Annotated in this window: 13 protein-coding genes; 9 read left to right on the top strand and 4 right to left on the bottom strand. The window is 62.0% G+C overall.

Going from position 1 to position 14904, the window contains the following annotated elements; all coding sequences use genetic code 11:
- Nucleotides 1–2: 2 nt before the first annotated feature.
- The 5 genes from ACMU_RS10510 (at nucleotide 3) to ACMU_RS10490 (ending at nucleotide 6383) form a co-directional block, all read left to right on the top strand.
- Nucleotides 3–1742, top strand: a complete 1740-nt coding sequence (locus ACMU_RS10510) for a sensor histidine kinase (protein WP_035259312.1) — start codon at nucleotides 3–5, stop codon at nucleotides 1740–1742.
- On the top strand, nucleotides 1739–2971 hold the full coding sequence (locus tag ACMU_RS10505; RefSeq protein WP_035259760.1) for a sigma-54-dependent transcriptional regulator: 1233 nt from the start codon (nucleotides 1739–1741) through the stop codon (nucleotides 2969–2971). Before ACMU_RS10510 ends, ACMU_RS10505 begins: the two co-directional genes overlap by 4 nt.
- Nucleotides 2972–3217: 246 nt before the next feature.
- The gene (locus tag ACMU_RS10500) at nucleotides 3218–4222 is read left to right on the top strand and encodes a TRAP transporter substrate-binding protein (protein ID WP_035259310.1); all 1005 of its coding nucleotides are present in this window, start codon (nucleotides 3218–3220) and stop codon (nucleotides 4220–4222) included.
- A gap of 78 nt (nucleotides 4223–4300) precedes the next feature.
- On the top strand, nucleotides 4301–4981 hold the full coding sequence (locus ACMU_RS10495) for a TRAP transporter small permease (RefSeq protein WP_035259308.1): 681 nt from the start codon (nucleotides 4301–4303) through the stop codon (nucleotides 4979–4981).
- Between the two features lie 4 nt (nucleotides 4982–4985).
- Nucleotides 4986–6383 carry a TRAP transporter large permease gene (locus ACMU_RS10490; RefSeq protein WP_035259305.1) on the top strand — a complete coding sequence of 466 codons (1398 nt, stop codon included), beginning with the start codon at nucleotides 4986–4988 and terminating at the stop codon, nucleotides 6381–6383.
- A gap of 94 nt (nucleotides 6384–6477) precedes the next feature.
- Here ACMU_RS10490 and tpiA read toward each other — a convergent pair whose 3' ends face one another.
- The 3 genes from tpiA to ACMU_RS10475 all read right to left on the bottom strand — a co-directional run bounded on the left by tpiA (nucleotide 6478) and on the right by ACMU_RS10475 (nucleotide 8133).
- On the bottom strand, nucleotides 6478–7224 hold the full coding sequence (tpiA, locus tag ACMU_RS10485) for a triose-phosphate isomerase (RefSeq protein ID WP_035259303.1): 747 nt from the start codon (nucleotides 7222–7224) through the stop codon (nucleotides 6478–6480).
- A gap of 66 nt (nucleotides 7225–7290) precedes the next feature.
- Nucleotides 7291–7665 (bottom strand): HesB/IscA family protein, encoded by a 375-nt coding sequence (locus ACMU_RS10480; protein WP_035259301.1) that lies wholly within the window; start codon nucleotides 7663–7665, stop codon nucleotides 7291–7293.
- A 105-nt stretch (nucleotides 7666–7770) separates the two neighbouring features.
- Nucleotides 7771–8133 (bottom strand): SUF system Fe-S cluster assembly protein, encoded by a 363-nt coding sequence (locus ACMU_RS10475; RefSeq protein WP_035259298.1) that lies wholly within the window; start codon nucleotides 8131–8133, stop codon nucleotides 7771–7773.
- A 178-nt stretch (nucleotides 8134–8311) separates the two neighbouring features.
- Between ACMU_RS10475 and ACMU_RS10470 the strand changes: the two genes are divergently transcribed.
- From ACMU_RS10470 to tgt, 3 genes are all read left to right on the top strand, one after another.
- On the top strand, nucleotides 8312–8734 hold the full coding sequence (locus ACMU_RS10470) for a MarR family winged helix-turn-helix transcriptional regulator (RefSeq protein ID WP_152544582.1): 423 nt from the start codon (nucleotides 8312–8314) through the stop codon (nucleotides 8732–8734).
- 76 nt (nucleotides 8735–8810) lie between these two features.
- Nucleotides 8811–10076 carry a beta-ketoacyl-ACP synthase II gene (fabF, locus tag ACMU_RS10465; RefSeq protein ID WP_035259296.1) on the top strand — a complete coding sequence of 422 codons (1266 nt, stop codon included), beginning with the start codon at nucleotides 8811–8813 and terminating at the stop codon, nucleotides 10074–10076.
- A gap of 36 nt (nucleotides 10077–10112) precedes the next feature.
- Nucleotides 10113–11240, top strand: a complete 1128-nt coding sequence (gene tgt / locus ACMU_RS10460) for a tRNA guanosine(34) transglycosylase Tgt (RefSeq protein ID WP_035259294.1) — start codon at nucleotides 10113–10115, stop codon at nucleotides 11238–11240.
- Nucleotides 11241–11297: 57 nt separating this feature from the next.
- Here the strand turns inward: tgt and ACMU_RS10455 are convergent, their stop codons facing one another.
- Nucleotides 11298–12098: a penicillin-binding transpeptidase domain-containing protein gene (locus tag ACMU_RS10455; protein ID WP_035259291.1), complete on the bottom strand. Its 801-nt coding sequence runs from the start codon at nucleotides 12096–12098 to the stop codon at nucleotides 11298–11300.
- 283 nt (nucleotides 12099–12381) lie between these two features.
- On the opposite strand from ACMU_RS10455, the gene lon reads away from it, so the two are divergent.
- Nucleotides 12382–14787: an endopeptidase La gene (gene lon / locus ACMU_RS10450; protein WP_035259289.1), complete on the top strand. Its 2406-nt coding sequence runs from the start codon at nucleotides 12382–12384 to the stop codon at nucleotides 14785–14787.
- The last annotated feature ends 117 nt before the right edge of the window (nucleotides 14788–14904 follow it).

Here is a 14904-nt window from a genome sequence, read left to right as displayed (position 1 = left end):
CCATGCGCCCAACAAATGCCTTGCCACGGCTGGCCTTGCCGATCCTTCTCTTCCTTGCGCTGACGGCTGCGTTCTCGGCAGGTGTGTGGCGTTTCGCGTTTCAATCGGCGCTGGTCCAATTGGCTGAACGCGGCGAATCTGACCTTTTGCTGGCTTCGGACCGCTTGCTGGGCGAGTTGCAGCAATATCGCGAGATTGCCGTGTTGACCGCTGACCGAACGGAAATGTTGCCTGCGCTGAGTGGGCAAAGCGCCGAGGCCGCACATCGCGTTTTGCAGAAAACCGGCGACAAGACCGGCACGCTTGAGATGCGGCTGGTTCGGGCTGATGGCCGCGTGGTTGCCAGCTCTGAACGTAACATCAACCCGGTGGATCGCGACCGTTCCGACAGCCCGGCCTTTCTGCGGGCGATGCAGGGCGCGTTGGGTGCGCACCATGCGCGGGTCGAGGGGGTAGCCGGGCGTGCCTATACGTTTTCGGCCCCGGTCTTTGGTGCGGGACTGGTCATTGGTGTTGTCGAAGTGGACGTTGACGCCTGGCAGGTCGAGGCAGAATGGCTCAGCGATCCCGAACCGGTCTTGTTCACGGATGCCGCTGGTGTTGTTTTCATTTCGAACCGGACCGAGCTGTTGCTGCGCACTCGTGGTCAAGGGTCCGAGAATCCATCGACCTTCGGATACAAATCGGAAGAATTGCGGCCCTTTCCCGCCTTCAGGCCCCGACAGGTCGGGGGTTATGAGCTGTGGCAAATCGACGGTGGGCCCTACCTGCCAGAGCAAGCCCTACACCTGACCCGTGAGCTGCCGACTATTCGCATGACCGGCGAGCTGCTGCTGAACACGCAGCCCGCTACGCGCATCGCGGCGCTGCAATCGCTGGTGGCCGGTGCAGTTGCATTGATCTTTGGCGGGGCGTTGTTGTTGGTTTCCGAACGCCGCCGGGCATTGTCGATCCGGTTGGAGGTCGAAGCCGCCGCCAATGCCGAGCTTGAGCGCCGCGTCGCCGAACGCACGGCGGAATTGAAGCAGGCGCAAAACGATCTTGTACAGGCGTCCAAACTCAGCGCGCTGGGCCAGATGTCGGCGGGGATCAGCCACGAATTGAACCAGCCGCTTATGGCAATCCAAAGTTTTGCCGACAATGGCGCGGCGTTTCTGGAACGCGGAAATACAGGCAAAGCGTCCGACAATCTGGGGCGGATTGCGCAAATGGCTGCCCGTATGGCGCGGATCATCAAGAACTTGCGCGCGTTTGCGCGAAACGAGTCCGAACCCATGGGGCGTGTTGATCTGGTGGCCGTCATCGCCCAAGCCATTGAAATCACCGAGGCGCGCCTGGCCCGTGACGGCATTACCCTTGATTGGCAGCCACCTAAAGGCACCGTACTGGCTTATGGCGGCGAGGTGCGGTTGGGGCAGGTCTTTGTGAACCTGATCACCAATGCCGCGGATGCCATGATGGATATGGAGCCGCGGGCCATCACCATCACGCTGACGGCCAGCGACCGGCTGCGTGTGACCATTCGCGACACCGGCCCAGGAATTTCCGAGCCTGACAAGATCTTTGATCCGTTCTATTCCACCAAGGCCGTTGGCAGTTCCGAAGGCATGGGGCTGGGTCTGTCGATCTCTTACGGGTTGGTGCAGAGCTTTGGCGGCAATATCCGGGGCGAGAATGCGCCGGGCGGCGGGGCGGCATTTACCGTGGAATTGGAACGATGGCGGAGCAAAGTGGCGGCATGAGCGACGTGAACCATGTGCTGTTGGTGGACGATGACCCCGCCGTGCGCGAAGCGCTGAGCCAAACTCTGGAATTGGCCGAGATGTCGGTCACGGCCGCAGGTTCGTTCGTCGAAGCCAAGGATCACATCACGCCCAGCTTTGCCGGGGCCATCCTGTCGGATATGCGGATGCCCGGACGCGACGGGTTTCACCTGCTGGACTATGCGCAGAAACAGGATGCAGATCTGCCAGTGGTACTGCTGACGGGCGAGGGCGACATTCCCATGGCCGTGCGCGCGATGGGTGCCGGGGCCTTTGGGTTCCTGAAAAAACCCTGTGCCACCGACGACCTTGTGGCGACGCTGGGCCGGGCCATGCGGGCACGCGCGATGGTTCTGGAAAACCGCCGCATGAAGGCTCAGTTGGAAACCGGGGATGCCGCCAGCCGAATGCTGTTTGGCGTGTCGAAGCAGGCCGAAGAATTGCGCGCAAGGGTACGTGCCGTGGCGATGGCCGGGGCCGAGGCGTTGATCCTGGGTGCGCCGGGTTCGGGCACATCCAAAGTGGCCGAGGTGGTGCATTTGCTCTCGCCCCGCGCCATGGCGCCGTTCCGCAAGGCTCCGGCCGCGACGATGACGCCTGACACCCTGCAATCCGTGCTGGACGACACCGAAGGGGGCACACTGTTCCTCGATGAGATCGCGGCGCTGCCCGAAACGTCACAATTTGCCTTGCTGCAAGCGCTGGATTTCGACGAAGGCCGCCCGCGCGTGCTGGCAGGGTCTTACCGCGATCTGCAGGCCGAGGTGGCCGAAGGGCGCCTGACACCCGAGCTTTACTATAAGCTGGATGTGTTGCGTGTCCGTATCCCCTCGTTGCGCGAGCGGCCGGAGGATATCCCGGAACTGTTCCGCAGATACGTTGATATCGCCTGTGAACAAGCGGCCCTGCCACGCCCTGAAATCCCGCCCGAATTAAACGCGCGCCTTATGGCACAGGACTGGCCCGGCAATGCACGCGCCCTGATGAATGCCGCAATGCGGTTCGCAATGGGAATTGGGGACCCCGAGGAAGAACCGGGCGGCGGGCTGGCCGAACAACTTGCCCGCGTTGAACGATCGCTGCTGATCGAAGCGCTGAAGCGTGCGCGTGGCAATGCAACCGAGGCTGCGGCCGCTCTCGATCTGCCGCGCAAGACGTTCTACGACAAGCTGACCCGGCACGCGATTCGCGCCGAATCGTACCGCTGAGGATTGTGTGCGGTTTTTCGCACAGCCCGCGGTAACAGTTGTGCGGAATATCGCCCAATCTTTTTGCGGGCCGTCGGCGGGAACTCGCGAGATTCTTTTAAGGCTCTGAAAATATAGTATTTTATTGGCTGACCTGTTGGGCGCCCAGAATGCTTGATCGCCAGTGCTCTGATTCTCTTAAGTACATTCACGTCGCCCCAAAACGGGGTACGCATTATGACTGATTAGTCATTGGGAGGAGAAAGTATGAAATTCCTGACAGCCGTGTCCGCCGCCGCCTTGGCGCTTTCGATGTCGGCAGGAACCGCGATGGCGGCCTGCGATGATGGCGAGATCGTCATCAAGTTCAGCCACGTTACCAACACCGACAAGCACCCCAAAGGGATCGCTGCGTCGCTGTTCGAACAGCGTGTGAACGACGAGATGAATGGCAAGGTTTGCGTCGAAGTTTTCCCGAACTCGACCCTTTACAACGATGACCAGGTGCTCGAAGCGCTGCTGCAAGGCGACGTGCAGATGGCCGCGCCGTCGCTGTCGAAGTTCGAGCAGTTCACCAAGAAATTCCGCATCTTCGATCTGCCCTTCATGTTTGCCAACATGGATGCCGTTGACGCGTTCCAGAACAGCGACACCGGCCAGGCGATGAAAGAGTCGATGGTGCGCCGTGGTCTGCTGGGTCTGGATTTCTGGCACAACGGTCTGAAGCAGTTCTCGGCCAACAAGCCGCTGGAAATGCCTTCGGACGCAGCCGGGCTGAAATTCCGCGTTCAGACCTCGGACGTGCTGGTGGCACAGATGGAAGCGTTGGGCGCTTCGCCTCAGCCGATGGCCTTCTCGGAAGTGTACGGCGCGCTGCAGACCGGCGTTGTGGACGGTCAGGAAAACACCTGGTCGAACATCTATGGCAAGAAGTTCTTCGAAGTGCAGGACGGCACCACCGAAACCAACCACGGCATCATCGACTACCTGGTCGTGACCTCGGTTGATTTCTGGGACAGCCTGCCGGACGACGTGCGCACCGAACTGGCCACGATCATGAAAGAAGTGACCGAGACCCGTAACGCCGAAGCCTTTGCCGTGAACGAGGCCGCCAAGGCCGCCGTGATCGCAGAAGGTGGCGTTGTGCGTCAGCTGACCGCCGAACAGCGCGCCGCATGGGTGGCCGCGATGAAACCGGTCTGGGAGCAGTTCGAAAGCGACGTTGGCGCGGAAAACATTGCCGCCGCACAGGAAATCAACGCGTCGTTCTAAGGCCCGGCCTTAGGCAAACACCAAGGCGGCCCACGCATTCGGGCCGCCTTTTTTGGAACCGAAATGGGGAGGGGAGCCATGCATACGCAACAACCCGAACGCACAGGGATTTCGGCCCTGATCAACGCAATCGAAGAAACCGCGATCGCGCTTCTTCTGGGGCTGATGACGCTGGTGACCTTTGCCAATGTGATTGCCCGTTACGTGTTCAACTCGTCGCTGATCTGGGGCCTTGAGGTGACGCTGGTGCTGTTTGCCTGGCTGGTCATTTTGGGCATCAGCTATGCGTTCAAGATTACCGCGCATCTGGGTGTCGACGCCATTCTGAACATTGTTTCGCCCTCGGTGCGCCGGGTGCTGACACTGATCTCGGTCGGGGTGACGGTGGTCTTTGCATTGCTGTTGATGAAAGGCGCATGGGATTACTGGGCACCTTTCGCAGGGCTGGATGCCACAACGGGGCGCTGGTTCCCCACCGGATTTGCCGACAGCCGTGACCAAGCCTGGTACGAGACCGAACAAATCCCGATCCCCTTTGCCAAGGACTGGTTGGAAGCCACGTTCAATTTTGGCGAGGAATACGAAAAACTGCCCCGCTTTATCCCCTATGTGATCCTGCCCTTTGGCTGCGCACTTATCCTGTTCCGCGTGGTTCAGGCCGGGGTGCTGATCGTGATGGGCAAGCGTGACGGGCTGATCGTCAGTCACGAGGCAGAAGACGCCGTCGAAGACGTGGCAGCGATGAATAAGGAAGGCTGAGCAGATGGAAGTTGTCATTCTCTTTTCGATGGTCATCGGCCTGTTGCTGATCGGTGTGCCGATTGCGGTGTCGCTGGGCCTCAGCTCGATGATCTTTCTGCTGGCGTTTTCCGATACGTCGCTGGCCTCGATCGCGCAGAGCTTTTATCAGGCGATGGCAGGGCACTACACGCTGCTGGCCATTCCGTTCTTCATCCTTGCCTCAAGCTTTATGACCACGGGCGGTGTGGCGAAACGGATCATCCGCTTTTCCATCGCTTGCGTGGGGCACCTGCGCGGTGGCCTGGCGATCTCGGGCGTGTTTGCCTGCATGCTGTTTGCCGCGCTGTCGGGCTCGTCGCCGGCCACGGTTGTGGCCATCGGCTCTATCGTGATCGCGGCCATGCGGCAGGTGGGCTATACCAAGGATTTCGCGGCAGGCGTGATCTGTAACGCCGGTACGCTGGGCATCCTGATCCCGCCGTCGATCGTGATGGTGGTTTATGCCTCGGCGGTTGAAGTGTCGGTGGGCCGGATGTTCCTGGCCGGTGTGTTCCCGGGCCTGCTGGCGGGTCTGATGCTGATGGTTACCATCTACGTGATGGCCGTGCGCAAGAACATGCCCAAAGGTGACTGGCTTGGCTGGGGCGAGGTCTGGGCATCGTTCGCCGATGCGTTCTGGGGGCTGATGCTGATCGTGATCATTATGGTTGGGATCTACGGTATCCCTGGCGTAACTGGCGCGATCTTCACGCCAACCGAGGCCGCCGCGGTAGCATCTGTCTATGCCTTCCTGGTGGCCAGTTTCGTCTATCGCGACATGGGGCCGCTGGCCGCCAAGTCCGAAGACGAACGCCCCACCAGCCTGCTGGCCAAACCATGGGCACTGATCACAGCGTTCTTCCACCGCGATACCAAGCATACGCTGTTCGAGGCCGGCAAGCTGACCGTGACGCTGATGTTCATCATCTCGATGGCGTTGATCCTGAAGCACGTGCTGACGGACGAGCAGATCCCGCAGCAGATCGCAGCGGCCATGCTGAGCGCGGGGTTCGGTAAGATCATGTTCCTTGTGATTGTGAACATCATCCTGCTGATCGGCGGGCAGTTCATGGAGCCATCGGGGCTGTTGGTGATCGTGGCGCCGCTGGTTTTCCCCATCGCGATTGAGCTGGGCGTGGATCCGATCCATCTAGGCATCATCATGGTGGTGAACATGGAGATCGGGATGATCACGCCGCCGGTGGGTCTGAACCTGTTCGTGACCTCGGGCGTGGCGGGGATGCCGATGATGCGGGTGGTGAAAGCCGCATTGCCGTTCCTGGCCGTGCTGTTCGTGTTCCTGATCCTGGTGACCTATGTGCCGGCGATCTCGACCTATCTGCCGACGGCGGTGATGGGACCCGAGGTGATCATCAAATAGCGGTGATCCAAAGGCGCGCCTTGCGGCGCAAGACATAAGCGAAGCCCGCCTTGAAAAAGGCGGGCTTTGTTGTGTTGCAGCGCGACGCGTCGTGTCAGGCGGCGTCGAGCGCGGTGATGATGGCGCCGAAATCCGCGGCCTTCAGGCTGGCCCCGCCCACCAGCGCGCCGTCGACGTCGGCGGTGGCAAAGATCTCGGCCGCGTTGCCCGGTTTGACCGAGCCGCCATAGAGGATACGGGTGCCATTGGCCATGCCCTGGCCGAACTGCGTGGCCAGCTCGTCCCGGATAAACCCATGAACTTGCGCGATTTCTTCGGTGGTCGGGACCAGACCGGTGCCAATGGCCCAGACCGGTTCATAGGCGATCACGGTGTTGGCGAGGCTGGAGCCCGGTGGCAGCGAGCCGTGCATCTGTGTGCGGATCACGTCGAGGGTTTCGCCGGCTTTATACTGCACCTCGGTTTCGCCGATGCAGACCACCGCGATCAGGCCGGCGCGGCGCGCGGCCAGCGATTTGGCGGCCACGTCGGCATCGGTTTCACCATGGTCGGCGCGGCGCTCGGAATGGCCCAGGATCACGTAGCCCGCACCGGCATCGGCCAGCATTTCTGCAGCAATATCACCGGTATGCGCGCCCGTGGCGTTGGCGTGACAATCCTGACCGCCGACTTTGATTGCGCCGCCGAGGGCAACGGATTTCGTCACCATAGGGGCCAGCAACGTGGCCGGGGGGCACAACAGGATATCGCAGTTTTCTGCCGCTGGCAGGCCCTCAAGCTCGCTCAATGCCGCGTCGAGGCCGTTCATTTTCCAATTGCCCGCAGCAAGTTTCCGTCGCATCCCATACCCTCCGATAGCTGTTGCCACCGTGCATAAGAGATCACCGGACGAAGGGGAACGGGAAATTTATTGCTGCTGGGCCTGCAGGGTTTCCAGATCAGCAAATTTTATTGATTCACCACAGCCGCAGGCATCCACCACATTGGGGTTGCGGAACTTGAAGCCGCTTTCTAACAGGCTGATTTCATAGTCAATTTCGGTGCCGAAGAGGAACATCTGTGCCATCGGTGCGATCATCACGCGAGCCCCGTCCTGTTCAACAATTTCATCGTTGGGATCGGCCTCTTCGACATAGTCCATCGTGTATTCCATCCCCGCACAGCCACCTTTTTTGACCCCGATGCGCAGGCCGGCGCGGTCGTCGCGCTGCATCAGCTTGACGATCTGGGCGGCGGCGGCCGGGGTGATGGTGACGGCTTGTTTGCCGGGGATCGAGAACATCGGGGGTCCTTTCGGGCGCGGTATGCCTATAAGGTAGGGGGCCGGAGGGTGAAGCTCAAGTATTTCGATTATTTCGCGCAAAACCAAGTGCTTGCGCGGCACACTTTACATAAAGCCCAGTTCCAGCCGGGCCTCGTCGGACATCATTTCCATGCCCCAGGGCGGGTCCCACGTGATCTCGACATCGACCTGTTTCACACCGGGCAGCGGCTCGATCGCTTCGGCCAGCCAGCCGGGCATTTCGCCGGCAACGGGGCAGCCCGGCGCGGTCAGCGTCATGATCACGTTCACCGCGTTTTCGGGATCAATTTCAATGGTATAGATCAGGCCGAGATCAAAGATATTCACCGGAATCTCGGGGTCATAGACGGTACGGCACGCCTCGACCACGGCCTCGTGCAGAGGGTGATCGGTGGTGGACGGTTTGATGAGGGGCGCGCCCTCGAGCTGTTCGCCGGTTTGGGTCATCGGGGTCTCGGATGCTAATTCTGACTAAAGATATAGGGAAAGGCCGGGCCGAGGTAAAGGCGTGCCAGTTTAACGGGGTTGTTAAACTTTGCACGGGCTGCGTGCGCCCAAGTTTAAACTTTTCGGCGCGGCGGGTGGGCGCTTGACCGGCGCGCGGGGCGGCGATAGGCCCGACCGCATGGCAAGCGAAGTGACATACCAACTGGACGAATGTCTGGTGCTGAGCGTGGTCAAGGCGGCGCGGAAGATGACGCGCAAATACGATGCGCAGCTGCGCGGCCATGGCGTGACGGTGGCGCAGTTCTCGTTGATGGCGGCGGTGCGCAGCAACCCGGGCTGTTCGGTCAGCGCCTTGGCGGTGCGGATCGACATGGAACGCACAGCGTTGTCGCGGAACCTGACAGTGCTGGAGCGGCGTGGGCTGATCGCGCGCGCCGACGAGGACCTGTCGGCGCGGGTCTGCACGTTGACGGCGCAGGGCGACGCGGTGCTGGACAAGGTATTGCCCGAATGGCAGCGCGTGCAGGACGAGATGCGGGCGGTCATCGGCGTAGAGAATGCCGAACAATTCCTGAGCATATTACGACAACTGTCGGTTTGACCCCGACTGGTTCTTGGCAATCCCACGGGGCGTGTGTATATGCGCATGTGCATATACACATCTGAGTGAGGCAACCATGGCACAGCAGGATCGGATCGTCGTCACCGGCATGGGGGCGGTCACGCCTTTGGCCAGCGGGGTGCAGGCCACGTGGGACCGGCTGATTGCCGAGCAGAGCGGCGTGGGGCCGAACACGCGGTTTGATACCACCGATTTTGCCTGCAAGATCGCGGGGTTGGTGCCGGGGGCGGAGGCGCCGGATGGGTTTGACCCCGATAGGGTGCTGAGCGCGAAAGAGCAGCGCAAGAGCGACCTCTTTATTCATTATGCCATCGCGGCGGTGGACGAGGCGCTGACGCAGGCCGGGTGGCACCCCGAAACAGCGGAGGAAAAGGCGCGCACCGCGACGATCATGGCCACCGGCGTGGGCGGGTTTCCGGCCATCACCAACGCGGTGCACACGGTGGATGCGCGCGGGCCGCGGCGATTGTCGCCCTTCACCGTGCCGGGGTTTTTACCGAACCTTGCGACCGGGCAGATCAGCATTCGGTATGGGTTCACCGGCCCCTCGGGCGCGCCAACAACCGCCTGCGCGGCCTCGGCCCAGTCCATTGGCGATGCGGTGCGGATGATCCGCGCGGGTGAGGCCGACATTGCCGTTTGCGGCGGGGCCGAGGCCTGTGTGGACCCAGTGGCCATTGGCGGGTTTTCGGCCGCCAAGGCGTTGAGCACCCGCAATGACGACCCCCCAGCGGCCAGCCGCCCGTTTGACCAGGGCAATGACGGGTTCGTCTTGTCCGAAGGGGCGGCGGCGCTGGTGATTGAAGCCGAAAGCCACGCGGCGGCGCGCGGGGCGCAGGTGTTGGCGGTGATCGCGGGCTATGGCACGTCGACCGACGCCTATCACGTGACCGCCGGCCACCCGGATGGCGCGCAGGCGCAGGTGTCGATGCGGCGGGCGTTGGCGATGGCGGGGTTGGCGCCGGGGGAGGTTGGTTACGTGAATGCGCATTCAACCTCGACCCCCGTGGGTGACGCGGCCGAGCTGGCGGCGCTGGGCGCGGTCTTTGGCGGTGCGGCGGGGCAGGTGGCGCTGAGCGCAACCAAATCGGCCACCGGGCACATGCTGGGCGCGGCGGGCGCGGTGGAGGCGATATTCTCGATCCTGGCGCTGCGCGACGGTGTGTTGCCGCCATCGCTGAATATCGAGACGCCGATGGAAGGCGCGGCGCGGTTTGACCTGATCGCCAACACGGCGGTGCGCCGGCAGGTGGACCATGTGCTGAGCAACGCCTTTGGCTTTGGCGGGGTGAATGCCAGCCTGATCCTGTCGCGCGCCTGATTGCATCGGGCCGCACTTGGCGGTATCGGGGGCGACATGACAAAGTTCAGCTTTTCCCTGCACAACACCGATGGCGCCGCCCGGACGGGCGTGATTGACACACCGCGCGGCCAGATCCGCACACCGGCCTTTATGCCGGTGGGCACGGCGGCGACCGTGAAGGCGATGATGCCCGAAAGCGTGGCGGCCACCGGGGCCGATATCCTGCTGGGCAATACCTATCATCTGATGCTGCGCCCGACAGCCGAGCGGATCGACCGTCTGGGGGGGCTGCACAGGTTCATGAACTGGTCAAAACCCATTCTGACCGATAGCGGCGGGTTTCAGGTGATGAGCCTGGCCGATCTGCGCAAGTTGACCGAGCATGGGGTGACGTTCAAAAGCCATATCGATGGCTCGAAACACGAGATCACGCCCGAGCGCAGCATGGAGATCCAGCGGCTGTTGGGCAGTGACATCGTGATGTGTTTCGACGAATGCCCGGCACTGCCGGCCAGCGACGCGGCGGTGGCCGAGAGCATGCGGCTGAGCATGCGCTGGGCGCAACGGTCGCGCGATGCGTTTGGCGACCGGCCGGGGCATGCGTTATTTGGCATCATGCAGGGCGGCGTGACGCCCGAGCTGCGCGAAGAGAGCGCCGAGGCGCTGACGCGGATCGGGTTTGATGGCTATGCGATTGGTGGTTTGGCCGTGGGCGAGGGGCAGGCGGCGATGTTCGGCGTGCTGGATTACGCGCCGGGGTTTTTGCCGGTGGACAAGCCGCGCTATCTGATGGGGGTGGGCAAGCCCGATGACATTGTGGGCGCGGTGAAGCGCGGCGTGGACATGATGGATTGCGTCTTGCCATCGCGGTCGGGGCGGACGGGGCAGGCGTGGACCCGGCGCGGGCAGATCAACATCAAGAACGCGCGCCATGCGGATGATCCGCGGCCTTTGGATGAGGACTGCACCTGTCCGGCCTGTCGCAATTACAGCCGGGCCTATCTGCATCATGTGTTCCGGTCGAACGAGATGATTTCCGGCATGCTGCTGACATGGCACAACCTGCATTATTTCCAGCAGATCATGGGCGAGATGCGCGCGGCGATTGCGGCGGGGACGTTTGATGCATGGGAAGAGCAGTTTCACGCCATGCGGGCGTTGGGGGATATCGAACCTTTGTGAGGGTTGGCGGGGACGACGCTCCCGCTGCGCGGATCGCCCCGCCCGCCATCCCGCGGGTCAGGGCAGGAGGTCGGGCAGGTCTTGCAGGATGGAGGCACGGGTGCGCTGTGAGGCGAAGCCTTTGACCGGGCCCGGTTCGTGGCGGATGCGGGCGAAGAGGTAGGTTTCGCCGTTGCTTGTGGTCCAGCCGATGAACCAGCCCAGCTGATCGCGGGTGCGGTTGTGGTTTTCATCCAGCACCCAGGCGGTGCCGGTTTTGCCTTTCACCAGCAGGGGGCCTGCGTGCCAGGCTTGCATGGTTTGGCGGGTCAGGGCATGCGCGTTTACAGAGGCGGGCAGGGTGTCGGAGACGAGGCCTTGCAGGAAGGCCAGCTGTTCGCGCGGTGAGATTTGCAGCGACGAGGACAGCCAGGCATGGGACAAGCCGTTGGTGCGGCCGGGATCGCCCGAAAGGTCGCGATTGCCATAGGCCAGCGCATCGATATGGGATTGAAAATCGGCCATCCCCAACCGCGCGGTCAGCCATTGCGAATACCAGATCACCGAATAACGCAGCCAGCGACGGGGCGAGGTGGGTGCGCGCCAGGCCTCCATCGTGGCATTGATGGCGGGGTCATAGGGGACCAGCGGCGCCTCGGGCGCGGTGAGGTGGCCGGTATTGAAGCCGATCAGGGCCAGGGGCAGTTTGAAGGTGGAGGCGGGGCTGTAGCGCGTGTCGCAATGGGCGCCGTCCTGCAGGATGATTGCGCCGTCGCTGGCGCGCATGAGCATCGTGCAGAGCACCGTGTCGGCCCGCATGGCCATCGGACCCAGCAAGGCGACGAGAAGCACCCCGATTGTACACCACGAAAACCGCATCGATACCCCCTTTTGTTAGGGCAGGGGTAACGGACCGCAGCATATTCTTGCAACGGCCTGCTGCGGGCCTGCGCGGATTCCCGCCAGTGCAGACGCGCCTGTTTTTAAGGTTAAACGGCCTTCGGTGCTTGCACCTCTGGCGGGGCACGGGCATGCTGGGTGAAAAGGTGTCTGGTTGACTCCCCCCGTGGGCCACCCCAGATAAATAGGCCGAGACCGGGGAAGGCCGGGGCTGCCGATGATCGGGGCCGGTGCCTTCCTGCCAAGAAAACAAGGAAAGAGAATGCCCGAGCAACTCAACACCTCCTATCCTGTTCTGCCGCTGCGCGACATTGTCGTGTTCCCGCATATGATCGTGCCGCTTTTTGTAGGGCGCGAGAAATCGGTGCGTGCGCTGGAAGAGGTGATGGCCGACGACAAGCAGATCCTGCTGTCCAGCCAGATCGACCCCGCGATTGACGACCCCGACACCGATGGCATCTACCGCACCGGCGTGCTGGCCAATGTGCTGCAGCTGCTGAAGCTGCCTGATGGCACCGTGAAGGTGCTGGTTGAAGGCCGGTCGCGCGTGCGGATCACCGATTTCCTGGAAAATGATGACTTTTTCGAAGCCCGCGCCGAGGCGCTGGATGAAGTAGACGGCGAAGAAGAGGTTCTGGAAGCCCTGGTGCGGTCGGTTTCGACCGAGTTCGAGCGCTATGCCAAGGTTAAGAAAAACGTCCCCGAAGACGCGCTGTCGACGATCGAAGACACGCGCGAGCCGGCCAAGCTGGCCGATCTGGTGGCCGGGCATCTGGGCATCGAGGTCGAAGACAAGCAGGGGCTGTTGGAAACCCTGTCGGTCGCGGAGCGGCTGGAAAAGATTTACGGCCTGATGCAGGGCGAGATGAGCGTTCTGCAGGTTGAGAAGAAGATCAAGACCCGGGTCAAGTCGCAGATGGAGCGCACCCAGCGCGAATATTATCTGAACGAGCAGATGAAGGCCATTCAGAAGGAGCTGGGTGACGGCGAGGAAGGCCAGAACGAGATCAACGAGCTGGAAGAGCGGATCGAGGCCACCAAGCTGAGCAAGGAGGCCCGCGAAAAGGCCGATGCCGAGCTGAAAAAGCTGAAATCCATGTCGCCGATGAGCGCCGAGGCCACGGTGGTGCGCAACTATCTGGACTGGATGTTGTCGATCCCGTGGGGCACCAAGTCGCGCGTCAAAAAGGATCTTGGCCGGGCGCAGGGCGTTCTGGATGCCGACCACTATGGCCTTGAGAAGGTCAAAGAGCGCATCGTGGAATATCTGGCGGTGCAGCAGCGGTCGAAAAAGCTGAAAGGCCCGATCCTGTGCCTTGTTGGCCCGCCGGGTGTGGGTAAGACCAGCCTGGGCAAATCGGTGGCCAAGGCGACGGGGCGCGAGTTCATTCGCATCAGCTTGGGCGGCGTGCGCGACGAAAGCGAAATTCGCGGCCACCGGCGCACCTATATCGGCTCGATGCCCGGCAAGATCATTCAGGCGCTGAAAAAGGCGAAAACCACCAATCCGCTGATCCTGTTGGACGAGATCGACAAGATGGGTCAGGATTTCCGGGGCGATCCGGCCAGCGCGATGTTGGAGGTGTTGGACCCCGAACAGAACGCGACATTTGTCGACCACTATATGGAAGTGGAATACGACCTGTCGAACGTGATGTTCCTGACCACGTCGAACAGCTATAACATGCCGGGCCCGCTGCTGGACCGGATGGAGATCATTCCGCTGGCTGGCTATACCGAGGATGAAAAATCCGAGATTGCGCGCCAGCACCTGATCCCCAAGCAGATCAAGAACCACGGGCTGAAAAAGGCCGAGTTCACGCTGACCGACGAGGCGCTGAGCGAGATCATCCGCACCTATACCCGCGAGGCAGGCGTGCGGAACCTGGAACGCGAGATCGCCAAGACGGCGCGGAAATCGCTGACCAAGATCGTCAAGCGCGAGGCCGAGGCGGTGACCGTGACGCCCGACAATCTGGACGAGTTCCTGGGCGTGCCGAAATACCGGTTTGGCCTGGCCGAGAAAGAGGATCAGGTGGGCGTCGTCACCGGGCTGGCCTGGACCAGCGTGGGGGGCGATCTGCTGCATATCGAGGCGCTGAAACTGCCCGGCAAGGGCCGGATGAAGACCACCGGCAAGCTGGGCGATGTGATGAAGGAAAGCATCGACGCGGCGTCCAGCTATGTGCGGTCCATCGCGCCCGAGATCGGGGTGAAACCGCCGCAGTTCGAAAAGGTTGACATCCACGTGCACGTGCCCGATGGCGCCACGCCCAAGGACGGGCCGTCGGCCGGTCTGGCGATGGTGACGTCGATCGTATCGGTGCTGACCGGCATTCCGGTGCGTAAAGACATTGCCATGACCGGCGAGGTCAGCCTGCGCGGCAATGCGATGCCCATCGGCGGGCTGAAGGAAAAGCTGCTGGCGGCCTTGCGGGGCGGCATCAAGACGGTGCTGATCCCGGAAGAGAACGAAAAGGATCTGGCCGAGATCCCGGACAATGTGAAGAACGGGCTGGAGATCATCCCGGTCACCCATGTGTCCGAAGTTCTGGAACGCGCGCTGACCGCGACGCCCGAGCCCATCGAATGGGACGAGGCGGCAGAAGAAGCGGCGCAGGCGGCCCTGAAAGCCGGCGAAGCCGGGTCTGCCGCTACTGCGCATTAACCTGCGGATCACCGAATTTGGAAAGGGCGTCCCACGCGGGCGCCCTTTCTTTTTCGAGCGCATGGATTTTCATCATTTTGAGGCGCAATACAAAAAAACCTCAAGGTTTTGTGGTTC

It is taken from the genome of Actibacterium mucosum KCTC 23349, from assembly GCF_000647975.1.
In the GTDB taxonomy this organism is placed as follows: domain Bacteria; phylum Pseudomonadota; class Alphaproteobacteria; order Rhodobacterales; family Rhodobacteraceae; genus Actibacterium; species Actibacterium mucosum.
Note: the sequence above shows the minus strand (reverse complement) of the source record. Positions and strands in the feature narration are given on the sequence as shown.